A 12,868-nucleotide genomic window follows, 5' to 3' on the forward strand; every position below is an offset into this window, starting at 1 on the left:
TGGTTCCGCCGTGGGGGGGCGACGGAACGCTCTCTGCTCGCTGGGTCCGCGTGCTTGGGGGGAAGCGGACGCAGGCGCCGGACGTTTCACGCCCGGGGCCAACCATAGATAGGAGCCGATTTCGCAAGTTGAAGACCCTTGGATTTTGTTGTCGACGTCAGGCGGCTTTCGGGCGGCGCCGGGAAGGTTCGGAGAGGGGGCCCTTGGAGGGTGGCGGATCGGCGGCGTCGGGCGGCTCGTTGGGCATCTTGTTCTTCAGTTGCTGCGGGTCGCCGTCCGCCGAGAGAATCACCGCGATCCAGCGGCTGCCGTCGAACTGCGCCAGGATCACCATGGCCATGACGGTCAAGGGCGTCGACAGGAAGGCGCCCGTGAGCCCCCATATGGCGCTCCAGAAAGCCAGGGACAGCAGCACCATCACCGGGTCGATGTTGAGGCTGCGCCCCTGCATCCGCGGATAGACCACGTTGCCGATGATCACGCCGACCGCCTGCAGGGCGAGGAACAGGACGAACGCGCGCCCGTAGCCGTCGAACTGGACCAGGGCGAAGAGCGGCGGGGCGACGCCGGCGAACACCCCGCCGGCCACCGGGATATAGACCGCCAGGAAGATCAGGAAGGCCCAGAACAACGCGTCGTGCAGGCCCACCGCGACCATGGCCACGAAGGACAGGCTCGCCACCATCAGGCCGGTGACCGTCTGGACGAAGAGATAGCGCTCCACCCCGTCGCGGATGCGCAGGAAGGCGATCACCGCGTCCTGGCGCTCCTCGCGCTGCGGGAAAAGGCCGATGGCCTTGCGCTCCCAGCCCTTCCGCGAGGCCAGGATGAAGGCCAGGTAGACGAGGACGAACAGGGCGGTGGACGCGAAGTCCTGCACCGCGCGCGCCGCCAGGCCCAGGTACTTCGAGGCGTCGAGACCCTTGATGACGCTGAGCACGGTCGGCGGGTCTTTGACCCGGGCCATGCCGGCGAGCTGGGCGATGATCGCGTCGAGCTTGGGCTCGTAGGCGACCAACTGCCCCACGAAATTCGCCCCGTTCATCGCCACGAACACCGCCGTGCCGCCGAACAGCACGAGCGAGATGGTCACCGCCAGCGGCAGGGCGGCCCGGCGCGAGACGTGCGGCAGCCGGTGCTGCAGCACCCGGGCGAAGCCGTCGATCATCACCGCCAGGAACATCGCCAGCGCCAGCGGCGTCAGGATGCTGGCCATGAAGTAGAGCGTGGCGCCGGCCGCGATCACCGCCAGGACGACGAGCGCGTTGCGGGCGACGGTGGTCACGCCGGCAGGAGGGGCTGAGGCGGGCATCTGGGGCTTTCGCTTTGGGCGATCCCTACCCCGCTTCGACTCAGAAGGGGAGGGGTTTGCCTCTCCCGCCCGGGGCGTATTGCGGCGTCATGCCTCGTTCAGCGCCTTATCGAGAATGGCTTCGAGCCGCTCGGCCTTCCGGTCCGAACCGGATGGACAACCCGGCGCGAGTTCGCAGCTAGCGCGGCGCCATGCGGATCGCGCCGTCCAGGCGGACGTGCTCGCCGTTGAAGTAGCCGTTGGTGATCATCTCCAGCGCCAGGGAGGCGTACTCCGGCGCATTGCCGAGGCGCTTGGGGAAGGGCACCGAGGCGGCCAGGCCCGCCTTCACGGCTTCCGGCGCGAACTGCATCAGGGGCGTGTTGAAGATGCCGGGCAGGATGGTGTTCACCCGGATGCCGTCGCCGGCCAGGTCGCGGGCGATGGGCAGGGTCATGCCGACGATGCCGCCCTTGGAGGCCGAATAGGCCGCCTGGCCCATCTGGCCGTCGACCGCCGCCACCGAGGCGGTGTTGACGATGGCGCCGCGCTCGCCGTCCTCCATCGGCTCCAGGTCCAGCATGCCCTTCGCCGACTTGGCGATGCAGCGGAAGGTGCCGACCAGGTTGATCTGGATGATGAAGTTGAAGCTATCGAGCGGGAAGTGCTTGGTCTCGCCGGTCTGCTTGTCGCGGCTGGCGGTCTTGATGGCGTTGCCGGTGCCGGCGCAGTTGACCAGGATCCGCTCCTGCCCGTGCGCCGCGCGGGCCTTGGCGAAGGCCGCGTCGACGTCCTCTTCCGAGGTGACGTTGCACTTGCAGAAGACGCCGCCCACCGACTTGGCGACGGCCTCGCCCTTCTCTTCGTTCATGTCGAAGATGGCGATCTTGACGCCATGTTCGGCCAGCTTGCGCACGGTGGCCTCGCCGAGGCCCGAGGCCCCACCGGTGACGACCGCGGCGACGGAGGAATCGAGTTTCATGGGCGTGGCGCTCCCGCTTTGCGTGCTTGGACCTGGGTCCAGGCCTTTAGCCCCAAGCCTCGCCGCGAAAAAGTGTCACCTTACGTCAACGTCAACCTAGTCCTCGGCGGCGGGACCGAATTCCGGGAACAGCTGGGCGAAGGGCGAGGGCCCGTTCGGGTCCCAGCTATGGCGTGCGCCGACGGTGATGCCGCCGTCGACCACGATGTGCGTGCCGGTGACGAAGGCGGCGTCGTCGCTGGCCAGGTAGAGGGCCGCCTTGGCGATGTCGTCGGGCGCGCCCGCCTTGGGGATCGGCTGCACCTTGGCGCCGTGTTCGGCCACGCGGGCGGCCATCTGGTCGGCGACCTCGCGCGGCAGGCCGAGCGAGGCGCCGAAGATCGAGGTGGCGATCAGGCCCGGGCAGATGGCGTTGACCCGGATCTTCTGCGGCGAGAGCTGGGCCGCCGCGCAGCGGCTCATGTGGATCACCGCGGCCTTGGCGGAGGAATAGGCGATCGGCCCCCAGCCCGCCTGCAGGCCCGCGATCGAGGCGGTGTTGACGATCGAGCCGCCGCCGCGCTCCAGCATCAGGGGCGCGGCGTACTTCATGCCCAGCGCCGGTCCGCGCACCAGCACGTCGAAGATCCAGCTCCAGCGCTCGGCCTCGATCTCGGCGACCGAGCGCATGGCGTCGGAAATGCCGGCGTTGTTGAACAGCACGTCGAGGCCGCCGAACTCGCTCTTGGCGAGGCCCAGGGCGCCGGCGATGTCGCCCTCGACGGTGACGTCGCAGCGGACATAGCGCACCGCGCCCTTGAACCGCTGCTCGAGCATGCGGCCCTTCTCGTCCTGGATGTCGGCGGCGACGACCTTCGCGCCCTCCGCCACGAACAGCTCGACCGTCCCCAGGCCGATGCCCGAAACGCCGCCGGTGATGACGGCGACCTTGCCGTCCAGACGTCCCGCCATGCGGCGCTCCTTTACAATCTTCCTTTCCCGCGGAGCGGGAGAGGGAATGGTGGAGAGGGCACGGACTGGGCGCCGAGCTTGCGGCTTCCCCTTTCCAGCCCCCGCTCGGAGCCCGTCCTCGGGCCGACCTCCGGTCGGACCCGCGGGGCGGGCGGTCCCCTTTCCCACAGGTGGGAAAGAAAGAAGCGCCTCGGCGTCGGTCAGACGGTGATGACCACCTTGCCCATGGCCTGGCGGCTGCCCAGGTGGGCGATGGCCTCGGCGCCCCGGGCGAGCGGGAAGCGCTCGGAGACGTGAGGCTTGATCTTGCCCCGGGCGTAAAGCTCCAGCAGGTCGTCGATGCTCTTGGCGAAGGCTTCCGGGTTCTTGCCCGCCCAGCTCCCCCAGAACACGCCCACGATATCGCAGCCCTTCAGCAGGGCGAGGTTCAGCGGGATGCGCGGGATGTCGCCGGCGGCGAACCCGATCACCAGATAGCGGCCTTCCCAGGCGATGGAGCGCAGCGCCGGCTCGGCGTAATCGCCGCCGACGGCGTCATAGATCACGTCGGCGCCGTTCGGGCCGCAGGCGTCCTTGAAGAGGGCGCCCAGCGCCCGCTGGCCGTCCTTGTCGAAGGGCCCGCGGCCGTAGACCACGCCGGAGTCCGCGCCATGGGCGATGGCCAGGTCGACCTTCTCCTGGGTGGAGCAGGCGGCGATCACCCGTGCGCCCAGCGCCTTGCCCAGCTCGACGGCCGAAAGGCCGACGCCGCCGGCCGCACCCAACACGAGCAGGGTCTCGCCGGCCTTCAGGTGACCGCGATCGGTGAGCGCGTGCCAGGAAGTGCCGTAGGTCAGGATGAAGGCCGCGGCGATATCGTGCGGCATGGAATCCGGGATCTTCCAGACCCGGCCGGCGGGCAGCAGCACCTCCTCGGCCATGGCGCCCCACCCGGTGTTGGCCAGGATGCGGTCGCCGGGCTTCACATTGGTGACGCCCTCGCCGACCGATTTGACCACGCCCGACAGCTCGCCGCCCGGCGCGAAGGGGCGCTCGGGCTTGAACTGGTACTTGTCCTCGATCATCAGCACGTCGGGGAAGTTGACGCCTACGGCCTTTACCGAGATCACCGCGTGGCCGGGCTTGGCCTCGGGGCTGGGCACGTCCTCCAGGACGAGCGTCTCCGGCCCGCCAACGGCCTTGCTCAACAGCGCCTTCATGCCCGCTCTCCCGGTCAGCTCTTTGCAGTCGGCCGGACGCTAGCCCAGCGGCTGCGAGGGCGGAAGGCGGAAACCGAACGGACGTTTGAAAGCCGGGAGGTCAGAACCGGTGGGCTATGCCGAAGTAGACCTCCACGTCGGGCGTGTTGCGATTGAGCGCGAGGTTCAGGCCGGCGTCCAGTTGGCTGTTCTTGCCCACGGCGCGGGCGGCGATCAGATCGAAGCTGGCCTGGTAGGTCCGCGCCGCCGGATCGTCGTCGACCTGGCCCCAGAGCTCCGCGCCCAGGGTGGTGTCGCCGAAGCCTCGGGTGATCGAGACGGTGGTGCTGGCCGCCATGTGGACGCCACCGCCGGCGGCGTTGCGGACCACGTCGACCTCCGGCGTGAGGCCGAGGCCGAAGCCGACGCCGTTCAGCAACGGGCTGGTGATCGGCATGCGGACGCCGCCGCTCCAACCGCCCGCGCCCAGGCCGTGCGTCGCGGTGGGCGCATTGACGAAGCCCTGCACCGAGACCGCCACGCCGTCCTTGGCGTCGGGATTGGTGAGCGCCCAGCGGGCGCCCACCGTCAGATCGCCCACGCCGGTGACGTTCGGCGCGCCGCGCTGGTGCTCCACGATGAGCGGCGTCCAGGCGACCTCCGCCTCCAGGCGCGACGTCAGGCCGAGTCGGACCTCGCTGGCGCCCAGGCTGTAGGTCTCCGAATGAACGCCGCCGCTCCGCCGGAACACGGCGTCCGCCAGGGCCGTCTCGATCTGCACATGGCCGGCGTCGAGGATGCAGGGCGGCGTCGCCTTGCCCGGCCGGTCTGCGCAGAAGTCGCGCAGTCCCTGGCCATCGGCCGAGGCCGCCGCCGGGGCCGCGGCCTCGGTTTGGGCGCGCGCCGGCAGGGCGGGCAGCAGAACCAGGATCAGGAGGGCTAGAATTCTCATTCGTCGGGGATAATTCCCACTCGCAAACTTTCGGTAAACCAGCTCTGGGAATTTGGCCGCACGCGCGGACTCCCCTATATTGCCGGGCCTCCACACAGAAAGCCTGTCCCCTTGGGCGTGACCCTAGACCTTTCGCGCGCGCCGGCCACGCCTGCCGCGCCCATGAAGCCGAACCTGTCGGGTCTGACGCGGGCGGAGCTCGCCCAGGCGCTGGTGGCGGCCGAGGTCGTGCGCCCGGAGAAAGCGCGGATGCGCGCCAGCCAGCTCTGGCGCTGGATCCACCACTACGGCGTCACCGACTTCTCGCTGATGAGCGACGTGGCCAAGGAGATGCGCGCCGCCCTGGCCGAGGCCTTCAGCATCGCCCGGCCCGAGGTCGTCGAGCGCCAGGTGTCGCGGGACGGCACGCGCAAATGGCTGATCCGCACCGCGCCCGGCATCGAGATCGAGACGGTCTACATTCCCGACGTGGGCCGCGCCGGGGCGCTCTGCGTCTCCAGCCAGGTGGGCTGCACGCTCAACTGCACCTTCTGCCACACCGGCACCCAGGCTCTGGTGCGCAACCTCACGGCCGCCGAGATCGTGGCCCAGGTGCAGGTGGCCCGCGACGACCTGGGCGAGTGGCCCTCGCCCAAGGAGGACCGCCGGCTCTCCAACGTCGTCTTCATGGGCATGGGCGAGCCGCTCTACAACCTCGACAGCGTGGCCGCGGCCATCGACATCATCGCCGACGGCGAGGGCATCGCCATCTCGCGCCGGCGGATCACGGTCTCGACCTCCGGCGTCGTGCCGGAGCTGATCCCGCTGGGCGAGCGCACCCAGGCCATGCTGGCGATCTCCCTGCACGCCACCAACGATGAGCTGCGCGAGAAGCTGGTGCCGCTCAACAGGAAGTACCCGCTGGCCGAGCTGATGGCGGGCGTGCGGGCCTTCCCGGGCCTGTCGAACACCAAGCGGGTGACCTTCGAGTACGTCATGCTGAAGGGCGTCAACGATACGCCGGCCGAGGCCAAGGCCCTGGTCCAACTGCTGAAGGGCATACCGGCCAAGATCAACCTGATCCCGTTCAACCCCTGGCCGGGCAGCCCCTATGAGTGCTCCGACTGGGGGACCATCGAGGCCTTCGCCGCGATCCTCAACCGCGGCGGCTACGCCTCGCCGATCCGCACGCCCCGCGGCCGCGACATCCTCGCCGCCTGCGGCCAGTTGAAGAGCGAGAGCGAAAAGGTCCGAGCCAGCGCCCGGCGCAAGGCAGCGGCGACCGAGGCCGCCCCTCAATAGTTCCGCTCGTCGTCCCCCGGCTTGTCCCGGGGGGCCTACGATCACGGCGGTCAAGGGCGGGCGCTGCGGCGCCGCCGTGATTCCGCGTCGATACGGAGATCATAGGTGGCCCGCGCAAGCCGGGCCATGACGACCGTTGTTGAGGTGTGGCGCCGTGCTATCCAGGGCGCTCCGCCGAGAGAGCAAGCCGCCATGACCACGCCCCTCCAGTCGCCGGAGATTCAGGCCTTCGCCACAGGCTTCCCGGTCACCCTGCTGCACGCCGGGGTGACGGTGGCCATACTGTTCGCGGCGGCGACGCTTTACGTCATGCTGACGCCCCACAAGGAAATCCGGCTGATCCGCGAGGGCAACACCTCCGCGGCCGTGTCGCTCGCCGGCGTCCTGGTCGGCCTGGCCATACCGCTGGCCGTTTCCCTGAAGGCCTCGACCAGCCTGATCGAGCTGGCGCTGTGGGGCGTGGCGATCACCCTGGTGCAGCTCCTGATCTTCCGGCTGGTCGACCTGATCCTGCACGGCCTGCCCAAGCGCATCCAGGACGACGAGATGGCCGCCGCCGCCATGCTGGTGGGCGCCAAGATCGCCACCGCCCTGATCCTCGCCGCCGCGGTCTCCGGCTAGGACAAGAGCCGGCGCGTCCATGCATTTCCCCAGGCTGCCCGACTGGCTGATCTACGCCGCGGTGGTGGCGGCCCTGCTGTTGGCCGCGGTCGGCCGCCAGGAGCGCGCCGACGCCCCGCCGGCCCCGCCGCCGACCACCGAGGCCGAGGGCGCGGCCCTGGGCCCCGCCTCGCCCTTCGACCCGGCGGTGGTGGTGGAGGTGGCCGACAAGACCGAGGCCGGCGCCGGGACGGCCTTCTCCGTCGCGCCCTCCGGGGTCTGGATCACCGCGCGCCATGTGGTGGAAGGCTGCTCGAAGGCCGCGATCGTGGTCTCACCTGGGCGCGGCGTCGCCGCCAGCGTCCGCATCGACCCCAGCGCCGAGACCGCGATCCTCACCACCGACGGCGGCGCGGCCGCCCTGCCGCTCGGCCTCTCCCAGCGGCTGCGGCGCGGGGAGCGGGCCTTCCACCTGGGCTTCCCGCAAGGCCGCCCCGGCGAGGCGAGTTCGCGCCTGCTGGGCCGCGAGAACCTGGTGGTTGAGGGCCGCGGCGCGCGCACCGAGCCGGTGCTGGTCTGGGCCGAGACCGGACGGACGGACGGGCTGAAGGGCACGCTGGGCGGCCTCTCGGGCGCGCCGGCGCTCGACGACCACGGCCGGGTGATCGGCGTCACCATCGCCGAGGCCCCACGGCGCGGACGCATCTACACCACCTCGCCGGAGACCACCGCCAGGACCCTGGGCGCCGGCGGTCTGCGCCTGCCGGATTCGGCCGGCGCGCCGATCACCGCCGACAACTACGGCCGCGTCGCCGACGACCTTCGCCGCAACCTTCGGGTCGCCCAGGTGGTCTGCCTGACCGCCTAGCCTGGACAGCGCCTAGGCGGGCGCCATGGCCAGGGTGCGGCGGTTCACGCGGGCGAGCAGCAGGAACAGCACCAGGGCGGGAATCGCGATCAGGCCCGCGCCGACGAAGGCGATCTCATAGGCCGGCATCTGGCCGTAGGTCTTCGCCAGCCCCTCGACGATCACGCCCGAAAAGCCCTTCAGGAACTTGCCCAGGAGGGCGTAGGCCGACGACAGCAGGGCGTACTGGGTCGCCGTGTAGCCGAGGCTCGTGAGGCTCGACATATAGGCGATCAGGGCGACGCCGGCGTAGCCCTGCACGAAGTTGTCGCCGCCCATCACCGCGCCGAACATCGGCACATTGCCGGGATAGAGCGCCAGGAGGGCGAAGGAGGCCGTGCCCAGCCCCTGGAGGATCGCCCCAGTGATCAGGGTCGGGAACAGGCCCAGCCGCACCGCGCTCAGGCCCCCGATCGCCACCCCGGCCAGGGCGCCGAACAGGCCGATGGAGCCCCGCACCGCCGCCACCGCGTCCTTGGTCAGCCCCAGGTCCACATAGTAGGGCGTGTACATCGGCCCCATGACGAAGTCGGGCAGGCGATAGGTCGCGATGGCGATCAGCATCAGGAAGCCCAGCGCCTTGTGCTGGGCGAAGAAGTCGACGAACGGCCCGACGACGGCGTCGAAGAAGCCGCGCGGATTCCACAGCGGCGCCTGGGCCTTCAGCGCGGCCTGGGCGCGGGCGGGCTCCAGGGCGAACCAGGTCGCGACCAGGCCGATCGACATGGCCGCCCCATAGGCCACATAGGCCCCGGGCCAGCCGATCCGCGCGGCCACCGCCAGGATCAGGGCGTCGGCCGCGATGATCGCCGCGCGATAGCCGAGCGCGGCGGCGGACGACAGCAGGCCCTGCTCGTCGCTGTCGGACGCCGCCTCGATGCGCCAGGCGTCGATGGCGATGTCCTGGGTGGCCGAGGCGAAGGCGGTCAGGAGGGCGAAGGCGCCGATGGCCGTCAGTCCGCCGGGCCCCTTCGGCCCCACGATGGCGATCCCCACCAGGCCGGCGGCGACCAGGATCTGGGCGAAGGCCATCCAGCCGCGGCGCCGTCCGAGCCGGCCCAGCAGCGGCAGGTCCACGCGATCCACCACCGGCGACCACAGCCACTTGAGCGAATAGGCCAGGCCCACCCAGGAGATGAAGCCGATCGCCTTCAGCCCCGTGCCCTCGTCGCGCAGCCAGTAGCCGAGGGTGTTGGCGGTGAGCAGGAAAGGCAGGCCCGACGAGAAACCCAGCGCCAGGGTCACCGCGACCTTGGGCTGGCGCAGCTCGCGCAGAACCTCCATGGCCGTGCGCTTGCGGCGCGGCGGGGCGCTGGCTTGGCTGGTCATCGGCGGCCTCGTGGGCGAACGGCGCGCCCCGGCGCCCGGTCAGCCGACCTTGGCGCGCCTCAGGGCTTCGGTCCAGCCCGGTCCCGTCCAGCGGGTCAGGGTGGCGCGCAGCGCGTCCGGCGACATCGGCTTGACCAGGAAGTCGTTCATCCCCGCCGCCAGGCACGCGTGGCGGTCGTCCTCGAAGGCGTTGGCGGTCAAGGCCACGATGGGGGTCTCGACGCCGAGCTGGCGAAGGGCGCGGGCGGTCTCCACCCCGTTCAGGCCCGGCATCCGCATGTCCATCAGGATCAGGTCATAGGCCCCGACCTTGGAGGCTGCGATGGCCTCGTCGCCGCCGCTGGCGTGGTCGACCTCGCAGCCCTCGCGGGTCAGGAGCGCGCGGGCCAGCAGGGCGTTGATCGGATTGTCCTCGACCAGGAGCACCTTCTTGCCCGGCGCGGCGGCCGTGGCGATCCGCTCGTCCTCGGCGCCGGCGGAGGAGGCCTGCTCGGCGCCGGCGGCGATCAGCACCCGTTCGGCCAGGGAGGCGCGGCGCAGCGGCTTGATGAGATAGCCGGCGAAGCCCGAGCGCCGGTAGCGGCCGATCAGGGCGCGCTCTTCCGGAGCCAGCAGGATGATGGCGCGGCGCTCCGGCGGCCGACGCACCAGCCGCGCGCCGGTGGCGAGCGCGTGGTCCACCAGGACCACGTCGCCGAACTGGGTGCGGGCGATCAGCTCGTCCATATGGGCGGCCGGGACCGGCCGGCCGTCGCAGGCCTCGATCTGCCGCCGGGCGGCCTCGCGGACCATGGGATTGGCCGAGGCCACGCCCACCTTGCGGCCGGCGAGACCGGCGGCCGCAGCCGGAGACGCGGCGGGCCGGAACGCCGCCTCGAACCAGAAGCAGGCGCCGCCCTGCGGCCGCGCCTCGACGCCGACCGCGCCGTCCATGGCCAGCGCCAGCCGCCGGGCGATCGCCAGGCCCAGCCCCGCGCCGCCCAGGTGGGCGTGGGCCGGGTCGGCCTGGGCGAAGGCCTCGAAGATGCGTTCGCGCTGGTCGGCGGTGACGCCGGGGCCGGTGTCCTCGACGGTGAAGCGCAGCCGCCCGCGCTCGCCGGGGACCACGCCCACCAGCACGCCGCCGGTCTCGGTGAACTTTACCGCGTTGCCGGCGAAGTTGAGCAGGATCTGGCGCAGGCGGCCTTCGTCGGCGCGGATCGCGCCGGGAACCGCCGGCGCCGCCCAGGCGATTTCGACACCCTTCTCCCGGGCCCGCGGCGACAGCAGCTCGCAGACCCCGCGCAGCAAGGCGTCGACCTCGACCTCGCCCGGATGCAGCTCGATCTTGCCCGCTCCCAGCTTGGCGAAATCCAGCACGTCGTTGACGAGGGTGAGCAGATGCTCGCCGGAATCGCGGATGGCGGCGGCGTAGGCGCGTTGCTCGGCGGTCAGGCGCGTGCCCTCCAGCAGCCGCGACATCCCCAGCACGCCGTTCAGCGGGGTGCGGAACTCGTGGCTGAGGGAGGCCAGTTGCTCGGCGCTGATCTGGGCGCGCCGCGGACGGCGTTGGGCGAGCGGTCTGGCGGGCCTTGCGGGAGGTCTGCGCATGACGCCTGCGATAGCCGCAAACGCCTTAACGGTCGGTCAAGCGGCCGCGCCGCCCGCCATCTCGCGGGCCAGGGCCAGGAGGGCCATGCGGGTGCGCGGATCGGGAATGGCGTTGAACGCCTGCAGGATCTCGAGCGCGCCGGGGCGGGAAAGCGCGCGGAACACGTCGTCGTCGTCGTCGCGGCCGGACACCTCCTCGCCCACCAGCCAGGAGATGGAGGTGCTGAGCGCCTGGGCGGCGGTCAGCAGGGTCGAGGCCGCGACCCGGTTCGCGCCGCGCTCGTACTTCTGCACCTGCTGGAAGGACACCCCGAGCCGTTGCGCCAGGTCGCTCTGCGAAAGCCCGAGCTGGCGGCGGCGGGTGCGTAGCCGTGCGCCGATCATCAGCTCCAGTTGTGCGGTGCGGCCGGGGTCGGGTGTGTCCATCGCGACGCCTCCAATGCGTCACAGTGTAGCTGATCGCTCGCGGGCGGGCGTGTTAAAGTAGACGCCAGCCGCAAGTCATCGTTAACTGCCGGCGCTATGCGAGCACGCGACATCATCGTCGAAGATCCGGTGGGCCTGCTCACACCGCGCGAGCGCGAATGCCTGCGGCTGGTCGACCAGCACCTTTCCTCCAAGCAGATCGCCCGCCAGCTCGGCATGTCGAAGACTTCCGTCGACACCTATTGCGACCGCGCGCGCCGCAAGCTGGGGGTGGAAGACCGCTACGCTGCGGCGCGGCTGGCGCGTCAACTGGACGTCGACCTGCCGGTTAACCATGTCCTGACCGGATCAGGACACGACGCGATCAGGACAGACGCCGCCGTTAACCTCTGGCCGGATGAGCCGGCAACAGAGGGGGTGGCCCATGGGCGACTGGCAGAACTTCGACAACAGAGCGGTGATCGGCAAGGCCTTGCGGCTGCGCCGGGAGATCGACGACTTCGAGGCCCGCTGGCCGACACCGGCGGCCCGGGAGGAAGCCCTCCCGACCTTTACCTGGGCGCAACTGGAACGACAGCTCGTAGATCTGGCGGCCACGGAGGCGCAAGCCTCGATGGTCCGGCATTTGGTGTCGGGTACGCGGAAGCTGGCGCCGTTCAAGCCTTCGGAAATGGTCCTGCGGGAGATTCTCTGCATGACCTGGGTTCTGCTCGACGAGAACTTCAAGTCGGAACCCGACGCTGGCTTGGCCGAAATGATCTGAGTCCCGTCGCCCGGCTCGGCGCCATCGTGGCGATCGCCGTCATCACCGCCCTGGCTTTCGGGGGGATGTTGGCGGGCCTCCATGCGCTCCAGGACCTCGGGCGAACTTTTTTCCGGGCCTGAACCGGACCGAAACCATACCCGGCTTAAACCTTTAGGCGCCCGTCGCAGCCCGGCGAGCGCAGGAGAGAACTCATGCTCAAGCAACGTCGTATGATCGCCGAGCAAGTCGCCGGCGCCCTGTTCGAAGCCGAAGCCGCCATCGACGCGGCGCTGGCCAAAACCGCTGCGCTCACCGGGGTCATGCCGAGCCTCCGCCGGCAGGCCGGGGCCTCGGCCCTGATCGGCCAGGACGCCGTGGAGCGCGCCAGCCAGGCGATCGCCGCGCTCGCCGACGCCCGCCGCGCCATCGTCGAGACCCACAAGGAGCTCTCGATCGTCCAGACCCAGATCGGCCTGGGCGCGGTGGTGATGACCGACCCGGGCAGCGGCGACAAGCCGCCGCCCTCCTTCGCGTCGACCGAGGAGGTCCAGGTCGGCCGCCGCGCCCTTCGCCCGGTCCGCGCCGCGTAGAATCCCTTCCGCCCTCACGGGCTGTCTGGCAGATTGGACCCTCGGC

The 12,868-nt window shown here is 70.7% G+C and carries 13 protein-coding genes and 1 pseudogene; 6 read left to right on the top strand and 8 right to left on the bottom strand.

Going from position 1 to position 12,868, the window contains the following annotated elements:
* Nucleotides 1–157: 157 nt before the first annotated feature.
* The 5 genes from VNW53_RS18100 to VNW53_RS18120 form a co-directional block, all read right to left on the bottom strand.
* Nucleotides 158–1,312, bottom strand: coding sequence for an AI-2E family transporter (locus VNW53_RS18100; protein WP_325557307.1), 1,155 nt, complete (start codon nt 1,310–1,312; stop codon nt 158–160).
* 178 nt (nt 1,313–1,490) lie between these two features.
* Nucleotides 1,491–2,273 (bottom strand): SDR family NAD(P)-dependent oxidoreductase, encoded by a 783-nt coding sequence (locus tag VNW53_RS18105; RefSeq protein WP_325557308.1) that lies wholly within the window; start codon nt 2,271–2,273, stop codon nt 1,491–1,493.
* Between the two features lie 96 nt (nt 2,274–2,369).
* Entirely contained in the window at nt 2,370–3,224 is an 855-nt protein-coding gene (locus VNW53_RS18110) for an SDR family oxidoreductase (protein WP_325557309.1), read from the bottom strand.
* A 200-nt stretch (nt 3,225–3,424) separates the two neighbouring features.
* Entirely contained in the window at nt 3,425–4,423 is a 999-nt protein-coding gene (locus VNW53_RS18115; RefSeq protein ID WP_325557310.1) for an NADPH:quinone oxidoreductase family protein, read from the bottom strand.
* 100 nt (nt 4,424–4,523) lie between these two features.
* A complete protein-coding gene (locus tag VNW53_RS18120; RefSeq protein ID WP_325557312.1) occupies nt 4,524–5,354 on the bottom strand; it encodes a transporter in 831 nt (276 codons plus the stop codon).
* A gap of 111 nt (nt 5,355–5,465) precedes the next feature.
* Between VNW53_RS18120 and rlmN the strand changes: the two genes are divergently transcribed.
* The 3 genes from rlmN (at nt 5,466) to VNW53_RS18135 (ending at nt 8,103) form a co-directional block, all read left to right on the top strand.
* Nucleotides 5,466–6,635 carry a 23S rRNA (adenine(2503)-C(2))-methyltransferase RlmN gene (rlmN, locus tag VNW53_RS18125; protein ID WP_325557314.1) on the top strand — a complete coding sequence of 390 codons (1,170 nt, stop codon included), beginning with the start codon at nt 5,466–5,468 and terminating at the stop codon, nt 6,633–6,635.
* Nucleotides 6,636–6,827: 192 nt separating this feature from the next.
* On the top strand, nt 6,828–7,256 hold the full coding sequence (locus VNW53_RS18130) for a DUF350 domain-containing protein (protein ID WP_325557315.1): 429 nt from the start codon (nt 6,828–6,830) through the stop codon (nt 7,254–7,256).
* A 19-nt stretch (nt 7,257–7,275) separates the two neighbouring features.
* A complete protein-coding gene (locus VNW53_RS18135) occupies nt 7,276–8,103 on the top strand; it encodes a serine protease (protein WP_325557316.1) in 828 nt (275 codons plus the stop codon).
* Nucleotides 8,104–8,115: 12 nt separating this feature from the next.
* Here VNW53_RS18135 and VNW53_RS18140 read toward each other — a convergent pair whose 3' ends face one another.
* From VNW53_RS18140 to VNW53_RS18150, 3 genes are read right to left on the bottom strand one after another with little or no spacing between them, the layout of a single operon-like run.
* The gene (locus VNW53_RS18140) at nt 8,116–9,471 is read right to left on the bottom strand and encodes an AmpG family muropeptide MFS transporter (RefSeq protein ID WP_325557317.1); all 1,356 of its coding nucleotides are present in this window, start codon (nt 9,469–9,471) and stop codon (nt 8,116–8,118) included.
* Nucleotides 9,472–9,510: 39 nt separating this feature from the next.
* Complete coding sequence (locus tag VNW53_RS18145) at nt 9,511–11,061, bottom strand: response regulator (protein WP_325557318.1); 1,551 nt, start codon at nt 11,059–11,061, stop codon at nt 9,511–9,513.
* A gap of 36 nt (nt 11,062–11,097) precedes the next feature.
* Complete coding sequence (locus VNW53_RS18150; RefSeq protein WP_325557320.1) at nt 11,098–11,487, bottom strand: helix-turn-helix domain-containing protein; 390 nt, start codon at nt 11,485–11,487, stop codon at nt 11,098–11,100.
* A 96-nt stretch (nt 11,488–11,583) separates the two neighbouring features.
* Here VNW53_RS18150 and VNW53_RS19915 point away from each other — a divergent pair.
* The 3 genes and pseudogenes from VNW53_RS19915 to VNW53_RS18165 all read left to right on the top strand — a co-directional run.
* Nucleotides 11,584–11,730: pseudogene (locus VNW53_RS19915) on the top strand (LuxR C-terminal-related transcriptional regulator); the annotation flags it as partial.
* A 181-nt stretch (nt 11,731–11,911) separates the two neighbouring features.
* Nucleotides 11,912–12,250 carry a hypothetical protein gene (locus tag VNW53_RS18160; protein WP_325557322.1) on the top strand — a complete coding sequence of 113 codons (339 nt, stop codon included), beginning with the start codon at nt 11,912–11,914 and terminating at the stop codon, nt 12,248–12,250.
* 194 nt (nt 12,251–12,444) lie between these two features.
* Nucleotides 12,445–12,822, top strand: a complete 378-nt coding sequence (locus VNW53_RS18165) for a hypothetical protein (protein ID WP_325557323.1) — start codon at nt 12,445–12,447, stop codon at nt 12,820–12,822.
* The last annotated feature ends 46 nt before the right edge of the window (nt 12,823–12,868 follow it).

Source organism: Phenylobacterium sp. (assembly GCF_035569475.1).
GTDB lineage: Bacteria > Pseudomonadota > Alphaproteobacteria > Caulobacterales > Caulobacteraceae > Phenylobacterium.

Bases quoted from the DNA above. Each gene is read 5' to 3' on its own strand.
- VNW53_RS18140 (WP_325557317.1), bottom strand. From the start codon at position 9,471: ATGACCAGCCAAGCCAGCGCCCCGCCGCGCCGCAAGCGCACGGCCATG.
- VNW53_RS18145 (WP_325557318.1), bottom strand. From the start codon at position 11,061: ATGCGCAGACCTCCCGCAAGGCCCGCCAGACCGCTCGCCCAACGCCGT.
- VNW53_RS18120 (WP_325557312.1), bottom strand. From the start codon at position 5,354: ATGAGAATTCTAGCCCTCCTGATCCTGGTTCTGCTGCCCGCCCTGCCG.
- VNW53_RS18110 (WP_325557309.1), bottom strand. From the start codon at position 3,224: ATGGCGGGACGTCTGGACGGCAAGGTCGCCGTCATCACCGGCGGCGTT.
- VNW53_RS18115 (WP_325557310.1), bottom strand. From the start codon at position 4,423: ATGAAGGCGCTGTTGAGCAAGGCCGTTGGCGGGCCGGAGACGCTCGTC.
- VNW53_RS18150 (WP_325557320.1), bottom strand. From the start codon at position 11,487: ATGGACACACCCGACCCCGGCCGCACCGCACAACTGGAGCTGATGATC.
- VNW53_RS18135 (WP_325557316.1), top strand. From the start codon at position 7,276: ATGCATTTCCCCAGGCTGCCCGACTGGCTGATCTACGCCGCGGTGGTG.
- VNW53_RS18160 (WP_325557322.1), top strand. From the start codon at position 11,912: ATGGGCGACTGGCAGAACTTCGACAACAGAGCGGTGATCGGCAAGGCC.
- VNW53_RS18165 (WP_325557323.1), top strand. From the start codon at position 12,445: ATGCTCAAGCAACGTCGTATGATCGCCGAGCAAGTCGCCGGCGCCCTG.
- VNW53_RS18105 (WP_325557308.1), bottom strand. From the start codon at position 2,273: ATGAAACTCGATTCCTCCGTCGCCGCGGTCGTCACCGGTGGGGCCTCG.
- VNW53_RS18130 (WP_325557315.1), top strand. From the start codon at position 6,828: ATGACCACGCCCCTCCAGTCGCCGGAGATTCAGGCCTTCGCCACAGGC.
- VNW53_RS18100 (WP_325557307.1), bottom strand. From the start codon at position 1,312: ATGCCCGCCTCAGCCCCTCCTGCCGGCGTGACCACCGTCGCCCGCAAC.